Origin of the sequence: Flavobacterium sp. Leaf359 (assembly GCF_001423985.1) — a bacterium.
Lineage (GTDB): Bacteria > Bacteroidota > Bacteroidia > Flavobacteriales > Flavobacteriaceae > Flavobacterium > Flavobacterium lindanitolerans.
This window is the reverse complement of sequence record NZ_LMPW01000012.1, coordinates 179,263-192,455: the sequence shown is the minus strand read 5'-3', so window position 1 is coordinate 192,455 and position 13,193 is coordinate 179,263. Positions and strand designations below refer to the sequence as shown.

Below are 13,193 nucleotides of genomic sequence, written 5' to 3'. Positions count from 1 at the left end.
ATGATTTATGCGTTACATTCTTTCAGGAACATCAATTCCCAAAAGGCTAAATGCCGAAGCAATAATATCGGCTACTTTTTTTGACAACTGGACGCGGAAAATCTTCTCTGTTTTATTTTCAGAGCCCAAAATAGGCACGGCCTGATAGAACGAGTTGTATTCACGAACCAGCTCATACGTATAATTTGCAATTAATGCCGGGCTGTAATTTTGAGCCGCATTCTGAATTACTTCAGGAAAAGCTTCCATTTGCTTCAGCAATTCTTTTTCTTTTTCGTGCAGTACGACCGAAACGTTTTCTGAATAGTCAAAATCTGCTTTTCTGATGATGGACTGGATTCTTGCATAGGTATACTGAATAAACGGGCCTGTGTTCCCTGCGAAATCGACAGATTCTTCAGGATTGAACAGTATACGTTTTTTCGGGTCAACTTTTAATATATAGTATTTCAAGGCACCCAATCCGATAGTCTTGTACAATTTCGCCTTTTCTTCTTCAGAGTAATGGTCGAGTTTGCCCAATTCTTCCGAAATCGTTTTGGCCGTTTCAGCCATATCCTCCATCAAATCATCTGCATCAACAACAGTTCCTTCACGGCTTTTCATTTTTCCCGAAGGCAAATCTACCATCCCGTAAGACAAATGGAAAAGATGCTGAGCCCAGTCGTATCCCAGTTTTTTCAAAATCAGGAACAACACCTTGAAGTGATAGTCCTGTTCGTTTCCTACCGTATATACCATTCCTCCTACATCCGGAAAATCTTTGGAACGCTGAACGGCAGTTCCGATATCCTGTGTCATATAAACTGAAGTTCCGTCAGAACGAAGCACTAATTTTTCATCCAGACCGTCTTCAGTCAAATCAATCCAAACCGAACCGTCTGGCTTTTTATAAAAAACACCTTTTTCGAGTCCGTGTTCAATAATATCTTTTCCTAATAAATAGGTATTGCTTTCGTAATAATAAGAATCAAAATCGACACCCAGGTTAGTATAGGTTTCGGCAAAGCCGGTGTAAACCCATTGGTTCATCATTCTCCAAAGATTCATTACCTGTTCATCGCCTGCCTCCCATTTTTGAAGCATTTCCTGGGCTTCCAAAATAATAGGTGCCTGTTTTTTTGCTTCTTCTTCTGATTTACCTTGCTGTATCAATGCGTTAATCTGGTCCTTATAGGCCTTGTCAAACTCCACATAATATTTCCCAACCAGTTTATCGCCTTTCATGCCTGATGTTTCCGGAGTTTCATTGTTCCCGAATTTCTCCCAGGCCAGCATTGATTTGCAGATGTGAATACCCCTGTCGTTGATAATCTGTGTTTTGTACACTTTTTTACCCGAAGCCTTAATGATTTCGGCTACAGAATAGCCTAAAAGATTGTTACGAACATGTCCCAAATGCAAAGGCTTGTTTGTATTTGGAGACGAGTATTCCACCAAAATGGCTTTTTCGTTTTCTTTTGGGGTTACAAAACCAAAGTTCTTTTCGGTTCTGGTTTTTGCAAAAAAATCAAGATAATAGCTATCCGAAATCACAATATTCAAAAATCCGGAAACCACATTGAATTTTTCAACCTCAGCAACATTTTCAACCAGATAGGTTCCTATTTTATTTCCAAGTTCAACCGGATTGCTTTTCACCAGCTTGAGCAACGGAAAAATCACCATAGTGATATCACCTTCGAATTCTCTCCGTGTTGCCTGAAATTCTATTTTGTCAATAGTAACTCCAAACAAAGCCGAAATGGCTTTTTCAATTTGCGGTGTAAGAATTTGAGATAATGTCATTTTAAGTGTTTTTTAAGCGTGCAAAGATATTAATTCTGACTGAATTTAGGAAGGCAAAATTTTAATTCCGAAAAGATGTTTTTTCCTGTTTTAAACAAATCTGTAAGATTATTAATATACAATGTCATAAATATTAACATTTAATCGGAATTATTTGTATTTCGTTGACGCGAATCCCTATCTTTGCTATGAACTTTCAAATAAAAGCCCCAATTTTTATTAAGTGAGTATCAAAAAATTTGCCCAGATTTTGATATGAAAAATAACCTATTGATTTTATTGGCATTATTGCCAATAGTTGGCTATTCCCAGGCCATAACTGTCGATACGTCTACCCGTACAGTTCCTGAACTTGTCACCAATGTTCTGGTAAACTCCCCTTGTACAGAAGTAACGAATATTTCATGGCGGACCGGAACCAATTTTGGCTCCAGCAACGGTATTGGCTATTTCCAGAACACCAATCCCAATTTCCCCATACCAAGCGGTGTCCTATTGACCACAGGCGATGCAAACCGTGCTCCCGGACCAAACAATTCAACACTCAATGACGGAGATAATCCGGCATGGATAGGCGATACCGATTTGGAAAATGTGCTGGCAGCAGCAGGAATCACCATGAATTCTGTAAATGCTACCGTACTTGAGTTTGATTTCGTACCTATTTCTTCAAATTTCAGTATGGATTTTCTGTTTGCTTCTGAAGAATATGGTAATTCGCAGTGTAACTTTTCTGATGCCTTTGCCTTTCTTCTCACCAACCTGAATACGGGAGTCACTCAAAACCTGGCCGTAATTCCAAATACGAACATCCCGATTTCTGTCTTGACGATTCGCGATTTTCTTTACAACTCTTCTTGTCCTTCAGCCAATCCGGAATATTTCGGACGATTTAACGGAGGTTCGGAGGCATTGGGTTCTGCTATTAACTTCAACGGACAGACAGTACTTTTTCAGGCTACATCGGTCCTGATTCCCAATACGCCTTACCATATCAAACTGGTTATTGCCGACCGTTCGGACTACAAATCAGATTCTGCCATTTTTCTTTCGTCAGATAGTTTTAATATCGGTCAGGATGTTTTGGGTCCTGATTTGACCATTGCCAGCCAAACGGCTATTTGTCAGGGCGCAACACATACGCTTACCACCGGATTGGACCCAGCCACTTATTCTTTCTCCTGGCTAAAAGATGGAAATCCAATTGGCGGAGATGTTGACGAACTTGTCATCAATGAACCGGGAACCTACTCTGTCACTTACAACAATACACTATTTCCTTGTGAGGCTCCGGTTACTGATACTATAGTAGTGGAATATTATCCGGAACTGATTACACCGGAACCACATACATTATATAAATGCAATACGGGGCAAGCCTCTTATAATTATGACCTGTCCTACAACACGCCTATTATTTTGTCTGGTATTGACCCCGGCGTTACACTTTCTTATCACGCCAGCAGAGCAGATGCAGAAAGCGGCGCCAACATTCTCCCTACTATTCGTCCAAGCGCGGGAAATGAAACCATCTACGTACGGATTCGCAACACAAACGGTTGTATCACAATCAAATCATTCGACCTGCTTTTGATTGCACCACCAACCGCAACACAGCCTAATGATATGACAGAATGTGCCGTAGCTTTGGACGCTACAGATGCCGACTTTAGTTTTGCGGTACAGGATTCCTCAGTCCTGAACGGACTTTCTACAGATATTTATACTATTTCATATTATACGTCGCTTCCAAATGCGCAGGCCGGAAGCAACCCGCTTCCATCAACAGGTTACACAACGGGAGGCAATCAGACGATTTATGTCAGGATAGAAAACAAAACTGATACGGACTGTTATGACACAACCAGCTTTCAGATTTTCGTAAAGAACCTCCCTCCTGTAGACAGACTGGAAAATGTAATCGTGTGCGACCAGCACGAATTGACTCCTTTAACAAACGGAAATTATTTTTCCGGACCTAACGGAACAGGAACACCACTCCTTCCGGGCGATGTTATTACAGAAACGCAAACCGTTTATGTGTTTAACCAAACGGGAGGCTCACCCAACTGTACAAACCAAAGCAGTTTCAGAGTAACCATTATTGACCCGGAGTCATTAATTCCGCCTGACGGAAGGTATTGCACCAGCTATACTTTGCCAACCTTGCCTTTTGGAAATTATTACACCCAATCTGGCGGAAACGGTACACAGATTGCTGCCGGAACCGTAATCAGAAACACCCAAACTATTTTTGTGTATTATCAGTTTCCTGAAGAGCCTTTCTGTATTATTGATGGTAGTTTTGATGTTGAAATCATACCATTTGAGAATCTTCCTGAAATTTCTTCCGTATTTGACTGCGACTCTTATGTATTGCCTGCCCTGCCTTTTGGAAATTATTATACGCTGCCGGGAGGAACGGGAGCCATAGTGCCGGCGGGTACGACAATTACTGCTACACAAACGCTTTATGCCTACGTACAGAACGATATCTGCGAGGACGAGAAAGAATTTACAGTGTTTATCAGAATCGACACTCCACCTAATGCTGAGAATTGTTCAAGCTATACGCTTCCCTCACTGCCTATCGGAAATTATTACACAGGACCGGCCGGTTCAGGAACGCAGATTCCGGCAGGAACAATAATCACTACTTCGCAGACAATTTATATATATGTTGCCACAACCGAAAATCCAAACTGTACAGACAATGTCCATTTTGATGTTATCATATCCGACCCGTTTGATTCCATACCGGAAGATATTGCAGTTTGCGGCAGCTATACACTACCTCCTATTACGGTTGGAAATTATTATACCGGTTCTAACGGAACCGGCACGATGATGCTTGCCGGACAAACAATATACAGTACACAGCGGATTTATATTTACAAACCCGTACTTCCGGGACAAAACTGTACTAATGAAATCAGTTATCTGGTGACCATTAACCCTATTCCGCAAATCAGTTCGAGGTCTGACATTGGACCAACCTGCCAGCCTTATACTTTAACCCCTTTGGCTGTGGGTAATTATTATACCGAACCTAACGGACAAGGAAGAATACTGAATGCCGGGGACGTTATTTCCCAAACGCAAACTATTTATATCTATGCTATCAGCACAACAGAACCTCCGTGTAGTGCCCAAAACAGCTTTACAATAACAATTGTAGGCATTGAAGCCGATTCACCTGACCCTGCTATTAGCTGTGACAGCTACGTGCTTCCACCGCTGACGGTTGGAAATTATTATACGCAAAGTGGCGGACAGGGAACTCTAAGGCATGCGGGCGAAGTTATTACCGCCAGCGAAACGCTTTATATTTATGCTGAAATAGACAACCGTGGCGAAATCTGTTCTGACGATAATATATTCCCAATCACTATTGTCACAACTCCAACGGTAAATCCTATTCCCGAAGATTTGAAAATAACTTGCGATAACGACGACGTTAATGATGGGTTTACCTCATTTGACCTGACTCCGTTTACGGACTTTGCACTGGGCAGCCAATTACCGGCAGATTATCTTGTGGAATATTTTGAATCTGAAAACGACGCCCTAAGAAGAACGAATCCGGTAACATCTTCTACCATGCAGACCATTTACGTACGGGTTTCGAGCAGGATTTCAGACAGCTGTTATGATATTATGCCTATCCGACTAACGGTACGCCGCTTACCGGAACCGCGTCCAAGAGGAGGAACTGTTTGTATTAACAGTGAAACCAACCAGTTAGTCAGTTCTCATACGATGCAAACAGGACTTAGCAGTTCAACCCATACGTTTGAATGGTTTGATGACAATGGGCCGATTGCAGGAGCAACAGGCAGTTCCTATACGGCAACAGCTCCGGGAACGTATTCCGTAATTGCGACCAATAACACGACAGGCTGTCCTTCAAAACTTACGAGCGTTGAAGTTGTACGTTCCGAAAAAGCAACCGTCACCTATGTCGTAACCAATACATTTGGCGACAACCAAAGCATTATAGTCACAGCGACCGGCATTGGAGGCAATTATGTCTACCAACTCGACAACGGACCCTTTCAATCCAGTAATGTTTTTGAAAATGTTTCTTCCGGTGAGCATACCATAACGGTAGACGATTTGAACGGATGTGAAAAAACAACAATTACTGCTTTTGTGATTAATTATCCAAGATATTTCACTCCAAACGGAGATGGTTATAATGACTATTGGAACATTTGGGATTTAGCGCACCAACCGGAAGCCGTTATCTACATTTTTGACCGTTATGGTAAATTACTAAAACAAATAAAACCATCGCAACCCGGTGGCTGGGACGGATTTTATAATAACGCTCCTATGCCTTCCACAGATTATTGGTTCAAAGTCATCTATACAGAAAACGGCGTTACAAAAGAATTCAGGGCCCATTTCGCTATGAAACGATAAATCCGAAAACGCTAACATACACCTAATCAGAAAGCTTCCCTAAACAGGAAGCTTTTTATTGTTTGGAATGAATTTAAATATAAAAAATAGTGTAACATATTTTAATTTTTGTAGTCTATATAGGCAACTAAAATCTTGTTCAATTTTAAAAAGATGTTAATTTTTGTATAAACTAGTACTATGTATTACATATTAATAAAAAAATAAATACATTTGCAACATCAATCATCAATCAAAAATAACCCAATGAGACTAAAATTATTTTTTCTAAGCCTTATTATGCCTTTGCTTTCTATGCAGGCACAAAACAATTTAACGATTACCGGAAAAGTGGTCGACAAATCAGGGCAGCCAATTTCTTATGCTACGGTAACGATTAAGGAAGGCACAGCAGTAATTACAGGAAGTATCACAGACGACAATGGTGATTTCGAAGTAAAAGGACTTGCTCCTAAAAATTACGATATCGAAATACAGTTTATCGGATACAAGCCTTATAACGGAAAAGCAGATTTGGCTTCCGGTCAAAAAAGCCTGTCTTTGAACAGAATTACGCTTGCAGACGAAGCAACACAACTGGAAGGCGTTGAAGTTATTGCAGAGCGTTCAACGATAGAGCAGAAAATCGACCGGAAAGTAATCAACGTAGGGCGTGACCTTACTACGGCAGGAGCTACGGCTTCGGAAATCATGAACAACATTCCAACGGTGAATGTTGACCAGGATGGAAAAATCTCTTTGAGAGGAAACCAAAATGTCAGAGTATTGGTAGATGGAAGACCAACCAACATAGACCCCGCTCAATTGCTAAAGCAAATCCCTTCTACTTCAATCAAGAAAATCGAATTGATTACAAACCCGAGCGCGAAATACAATCCGGAAGGAATGTCGGGTATCATCAATATTGTCTTGCACAAAAACTCCAACAATGGTTTTAACGGAAGCTTGAATTCCGGAATTACTTTTGCGAAAGATGCCAAATTCAACAACTCTCTGGATATGAACTACAGAACCGGAAAAGTAAACTTCTTCGGGAATGCAGGTAGCAATTTCGGAAAATATTACAATGATGGTTTCATCCAAAGATTTGACAACAATTCACAGCAAGTACTTGATATTGTAAACGACAACGAATCTTATTTGTATAAGATTGGTATGGACTACTACATCGATGATAACAATACTATTTCATTCTATACGAACCAAAACTCTATGAATGGTAAAGGAAATGTAGATACCGATATCCGCTATTTGAATGGCGACCTGCCAAATGTGCTTCAACTAGGAAGATATAAAACAGACAATAATAGCGGAGCCTACAACCTGGCCTATAAGCATAAGTTTGCAAAAGAAGGGCATACTTTGGATTTTGAAGGAAACTATAACGACTATGAGCAGACTCAAAATGCGAACTTCAATACAACGACATTTAATACTCCGGCAGAACAGGTTGTTTATGGTGATAAAATCAAGGATGAAAGAAAAACGACAACTTTAAACCTGGATTACGTAAATCCTTTGTCTGAAAAGTCAACTCTTGAATTGGGTGCTGAGGCAAGAATTACAAGAACAACCAATGATTATACAACCGGAAACTTATTGGTTCCGATTGAAAACAGAAGTTCAAACTATACCTACGATATAGATATTTATTCTGCTTATGCTACTTTCGGGCAAAAGTTTGAAAAATTCAGCTACCAGCTTGGAGCACGTTTTGAAAGCTACAAAGTAAAAGCCAACCTGAATGTAAACAATAGCAACGTAGCTTTTGATGACGATTATTTTACTGTTTATCCTTCGGCTTACCTTACGTATAACCTGACTGAGAAAAACATGTTCCAGTTAAGTTACAGCCGTCGTGTTGACAGACCAAGTTTGGAGCAGACAAAACCAATCAGGGAGTTTGCAACGCCTTTGGTTACCGGTTTGGGTAATCAGGAATTGGAGCCACAGTTTACTAACTCTGTAGAATTGAACTACACCAGAATACTTTCAAAAGGTTCAATTACCGGAGGTATTTACTACAGATTAATTAATGACGAAATCAACAGGGTTTTATATTCTGACGAAACAACAGACAATCCAAATGACCTGATTATGAGTTGGGCTAACTTTGACAACAACTCTGCTTACGGATTTGAAGTGTCTGCCAACTACAAAATCACAAAATGGTGGGATGTACAACCTTCTGTAGACTTCTCAAACATTACCCAAAAAGGTCTGGTTTCTGTATTGAGACCCGGAACAACAGACCAATTTGATTTTGTAAGAAAAGAAATTGATGCAGCCGCATTTAATGCAAGACTGAACAGTAACTTCAAAGCGACAAAAAATTTAAGTTTCCTTCTGTTCGGATTCTTTAGAAGTGGTGTTGACGGAATCCAAAACGACAGCAAGGACATGTATAAGATTGATATGGGAGGCCGTTATTCATTGCTAAACAACAAACTGAATTTCAGCGTTCGTTTCAATGACGTCTTCAATATGATGGAATACGGTTTCGACAGCAAACACCCTTATCCAAGCACAGGAACTTTCAGATGGGAAAGCCAGAGTCTTTACTTCGGAATCAACTATATGTTTGGTGGAGGTAAAAACAGGGCACTTCAAAGAAAGTACCGTGAAGACAATACCAAACAAGGTGGTGGTATGTTCTAAGAATCAATTTTTAGGTTTTTTTATATATTGGGTTAAAAATGAAAAACTCGGAAGTGATGCCTCCGAGTTTTTCTGTTTTATACAACTGCCATTTAAGGAAATATTTCAATTTCTGTGCCTACTTTTACCGATTGATACAATTCGTCAATTTCATAATCGGTTACGGCAATACAACCGGCCGTCCAATCTTTCCATCGGTGGAACTTTGACCGATAGCCCCTCCCGTTCCGAAGTCCGTGAATTTTTATATCACCTCCTGCTGATTTCCCTAAAGCTGCGGCATGTTCCAAATCTTTTTCATTAGGATATGAAACTCCCAGGTTTTTATGGAAAGCGCTTTTCGGATTCTTTCCGTCAATCGTATAAGCTCCTTCGGGCGTTTTGCAGTCGCCTTCAATTTCTTTATGTCCTACCGGATTTTTTCCCAAAGCTATCTTATAGGTTTTTAAAAGAATCCCACCAGAATAGACATTCATTTTCCTTTTTGACTTATAAACTTCTATCCTGTCGATAATCTTATCTTTCGGCAATTTTTTCCCACGATAAAAATAGTAGAGAAGGATTGATACGGGTATAATTAGAAGGAGCATGTGATAAGAGTTTCTATGTGGCTAAGCTACTGAGTGGCTAAGTGACTTAGCAGCTTAACAACTTTTTTTACCATCTAATAACCACACTTCCCCAGGTAAAACCACTTCCGAAAGCAGCCAATACCACAAGGTCGCCTGATTTTATTTTTCCTTGTTCCCAGGCTTCTGTCAGGGCAATTGGAATAGAAGCTGCGGTAGTATTTCCGTATTTCTGAATATTATTATAAACCTGGTCGTCTGCCAGTTTGAATTTTTGCTGGATGAATTGGGAAATCCTCAAATTCGCCTGATGCGGAATCAGCATATTGATGTCAGAAACATCCAAATTGCTGGCTTTTAATCCTTCCATAATTACTTCACTGAAACGAACTACTGCGTTTTTAAATACAAACTGTCCGTTCATGTATGGAAAATAGCTTTCATCATTCGGGTCATTATCAGCAATAATATCTGTCACCCATCGTCCGCCCATTCCCGGAGCTTTTACGATAAGTTCTTCCGCATATTGTCCTTCAGAATGCAAATGCGTCGACAAAATTCCTTTGTTTGTATCTTCTTCTCTTGAAATGATTGCCGCTCCTGCACCATCTCCAAAAATTACAGAAACGCCACGTCCGCGTGTTGTCATGTCTAATCCTGTCGAATGTACTTCAGAGCCGATAATCAGGATATTTTTATACATTCCGGTCTTGATATACTGGTCTGCAATTGACAAGGCATATACAAATCCTGAACATTGGTTTCGGATATCCAACGCTCCAACGGTATTCAGTCCTAAATCTCTCTGTACTAAAACTCCAGGACCTGGAAAATAGTAGTCAGGACTTAGGGTAGCAAAAATGATAAAATCGATGTCCTCTTTTGCTACACCGGAACGTTCAATTGCAATTTTTGCCGCTTTCACACCCATTGACGTCGTAGTATTCCCGTCGCCTTTTACAATATGGCGTCTTTCCTGAATTCCTGTACGCTCCTGAATCCACTCATCATTAGTGTCTATTATTTTAGACAAATCATCATTAGTAACAATATTTTCAGGAACATAATATCCTAAACCTGCAATTTTTGAATGATACATATTTTATTATTTCGTTAAAAATCAGACCGCAAATTTACGCATCCGCAAATTATCTATCGCACAAGTTAGCAAATATTTCAATATCAGCAATTGAGTGTGCGTTTTTGAAAGTACTTTTCTATAACTCCTTTTTATTTATTAACTAAATATTTTAGCACATGTAACAAGCTTGACTTATTTTAGACAAATATTTCATCAACCCTAATATAAATAATATGAAATTAAAGTTATCTATGCTTTTCCTGCTTGTCGGATTGACAGGATTTTCGCAGGAAGAACTTACTTACCAAAAGCCCTCCAAAGAAATTTTGGACCTGGCCGACTATGAAAGAGCTCCTTCGGTTTCGATGGACACCAAAAAAGAATACATGCTTCTTTCGTACCGAAATACCTACAAAACTCTTGATGAATTAAATCAGGAAGAAATGAGATTAGGCGGTTTGAGAATTAACCCAATTACGAATATCTCAAGTACCGTTACCTATATTAACAACCTGAAAGTCCGCAAAATCAAGGACAAGAATGAAACTCAGGTAACCGGCTTGCCACAAAATCCAAAAATCAGCAATATTTCCTGGTCACCGGACGAAAAGAAACTTGCTTTTACACACACTACAGCTACAGGAGTGGAATTGTGGGTTTTGGACATCGCTTCAGCAAAAGCAACCCGATTAACAGAGGCAACTGTAAATGCCAACATGGGTAGCCCGTACAGCTGGTACAGAGACAATCAGAACCTATTGGTTAGGATGCTTCCTAAAAACCGTCCTGCCTTGATTGATTCCAAAAAAGACCTTCCAAAAGGACCTACGGTTTCTACCAGTGACGGTTCAAAATCACAAAACAGAACCTATCAGGATTTATTAAAAAACAAAACTGACGAGACTAATTTTGAAACCTTAGTAAGTTCTGAGCTTTATAAAATTGACCTTAGCGGAAAAGCGTCGCTGTATAAAAGCGCCGATTTATATGCCGGTGAAGGTTTTTCTCCTGACGGAAACTACATCATGATTACTACGATACAAAAGCCATTTTCTTATATTGTTCCTTTGAGCCGTTTCCCAATGAAGTCTGTAGTATATGACCTGACAGGAAAAGAAATTAAGGTGGTTAACGAAGTGCCTCTTTCTGAAATCATGCCAAAAGGTTTTATGGCTACCCGAAAAGGAAAAAGAAGCATGGGCTGGAGAAGCGATGCTCCGGCAACTCTTTATTTTGTTGAAGCTTTAGATGGCGGAGACCCTGCCAATAAAGTAGATTTCAGGGACGAAGTTTTCTTATGGCAGGCTCCATTTACTTCCAATCCTACATCTTTGGTTAAAACAGTACAACGTTACGGAGGAATTGTTTGGGGTAATAACACTACCGCTATTTTATACGACCAGTGGTATGACACCCGAAATGAAAAGACCTACTTATTCAATCCGTCAAATCCGGGACAGGCTCCAAAAGTAATCTTTGACAGAAATTCTCAGGACATTTATTCTGACCCGGGAAGTTTCGAAACAATCAAAAACCAATACGGAAGACAAGTATTGGCTCTTGAAAACGACAATGCCTTCCTAGTTGGTGAAGGTCATACTAAAAATGGTCAGTTTCCATTTATTGACGAGTTCAACATCAAGACTTTCAAGACAAAACGTTTGTACCAATCGGCTTACAAAGACAAAAAAGAAAGCATCTTCTCTATTGAAGACTTCAAAAAAGGCGATGTATTAGTTCAGATTCAGTCAAAAAGCGAATACCCGAACTATTACTTCAGAAATATCAAAAAGAAGAATGAGCTAACGCAGATTACCAATTTCAAAAATCCGTTTGAAAGTATCAAAAACGTACACAAAGAAGTAATCAAATACAAAAGAAAAGACGGTGTAGAACTTTCAGGAACATTATATCTTCCTGTTGGTTATGACATGAAGAAAAAAGAGAAATTACCTCTTTTAATCTGGGCGTATCCTGAAGAATACAAAGATAAGAACAGTGCGGGACAAAGTTCTCAAAACCCGAACGAATTTACATTTCCTAACTACGGTTCTTTCGTGTATTGGGTAGCCAAAGGTTATGTAGTTTTGGATGATGCATCTTTCCCAATCATTGGAGAAGGCTCAACAGAACCAAACGACACGTTTATCACGCAGTTGGTAGACAATGCTGCTGCTGCAATTGACGCAGTTGACAAGCTAGGTTACATTAACCGTAAAAAAGTGGCCGTTGGAGGACACTCTTACGGTGCTTTTATGACAGCTAACCTATTGACACATTCTGACCTGTTTGCTTGTGGTATTGCAAGAAGCGGTGCTTACAACAGAACGCTTACACCATTCGGATTCCAAAGCGAGCAAAGAAACTACTGGGAAGTTCCTGAAGTTTACAATACAATGTCGCCATTTATGACTGCTGATAAAATGAAAACACCACTTTTGCTTGTACATGGTGACGCTGATAACAATCCGGGAACTTTCACATTGCAGTCAGAAAGATATTTCCAAGCGTTAAAAGGACTTGGTGCTCCGGTAAGATTGCTTTTATTGCCAAAAGAAAGCCACGGCTATGCTGCTAAAGAAAACATCCTTCACCTGCTTTGGGAACAGGACCAATTCTTAGAAAAGCACCTGAAAAACTAATTGGGAATCATTTCCAAAAACAAAAATCCC

At 39.8% G+C, this 13,193-nt stretch carries 6 protein-coding genes; 3 read left to right on the top strand and 3 right to left on the bottom strand.

Going from position 1 to position 13,193, the window contains the following annotated elements; all coding sequences use genetic code 11:
• Positions 1-12 precede the first annotated feature (12 nt).
• The gene (gene argS, locus ASG38_RS09140; protein ID WP_056069538.1) at positions 13-1,788 is read right to left on the bottom strand and encodes an arginine--tRNA ligase; all 1,776 of its coding nucleotides are present in this window, start codon (positions 1,786-1,788) and stop codon (positions 13-15) included.
• A 255-nt stretch (positions 1,789-2,043) separates the two neighbouring features.
• Here argS and ASG38_RS09135 point away from each other — a divergent pair, with 255 nt between their 5' ends.
• Positions 2,044-6,213, top strand: coding sequence for a choice-of-anchor L domain-containing protein (locus ASG38_RS09135; protein WP_056069535.1), 4,170 nt, complete (start codon positions 2,044-2,046; stop codon positions 6,211-6,213).
• 246 nt (positions 6,214-6,459) lie between these two features.
• Complete coding sequence (locus tag ASG38_RS09130; protein WP_056069532.1) at positions 6,460-8,871, top strand: TonB-dependent receptor domain-containing protein; 2,412 nt, start codon at positions 6,460-6,462, stop codon at positions 8,869-8,871.
• A gap of 92 nt (positions 8,872-8,963) precedes the next feature.
• On the opposite strand, the gene ASG38_RS09125 is transcribed toward ASG38_RS09130, so the two are convergent.
• Positions 8,964-9,401 carry a murein L,D-transpeptidase family protein gene (locus tag ASG38_RS09125; RefSeq protein ID WP_235498579.1) on the bottom strand — a complete coding sequence of 146 codons (438 nt, stop codon included), beginning with the start codon at positions 9,399-9,401 and terminating at the stop codon, positions 8,964-8,966.
• Between the two features lie 127 nt (positions 9,402-9,528).
• Complete coding sequence (locus ASG38_RS09120) at positions 9,529-10,539, bottom strand: 3-oxoacyl-ACP synthase III family protein (RefSeq protein ID WP_056069527.1); 1,011 nt, start codon at positions 10,537-10,539, stop codon at positions 9,529-9,531.
• Positions 10,540-10,754: 215 nt separating this feature from the next.
• Here ASG38_RS09120 and ASG38_RS09115 point away from each other — a divergent pair, with 215 nt between their 5' ends.
• On the top strand, positions 10,755-13,163 hold the full coding sequence (locus ASG38_RS09115) for a prolyl oligopeptidase family serine peptidase (protein ID WP_056069524.1): 2,409 nt from the start codon (positions 10,755-10,757) through the stop codon (positions 13,161-13,163).
• The last annotated feature ends 30 nt before the right edge of the window (positions 13,164-13,193 follow it).

Bases quoted from the DNA above. Each gene is read 5' to 3' on its own strand.
- ASG38_RS09130 (WP_056069532.1), top strand. From the start codon at position 6,460: ATGAGACTAAAATTATTTTTTCTAAGCCTTATTATGCCTTTGCTTTCT.
- ASG38_RS09115 (WP_056069524.1), top strand. From the start codon at position 10,755: ATGAAATTAAAGTTATCTATGCTTTTCCTGCTTGTCGGATTGACAGGA.
- ASG38_RS09120 (WP_056069527.1), bottom strand. From the start codon at position 10,539: ATGTATCATTCAAAAATTGCAGGTTTAGGATATTATGTTCCTGAAAAT.
- ASG38_RS09135 (WP_056069535.1), top strand. From the start codon at position 2,044: ATGAAAAATAACCTATTGATTTTATTGGCATTATTGCCAATAGTTGGC.
- argS (WP_056069538.1), bottom strand. From the start codon at position 1,788: ATGACATTATCTCAAATTCTTACACCGCAAATTGAAAAAGCCATTTCG.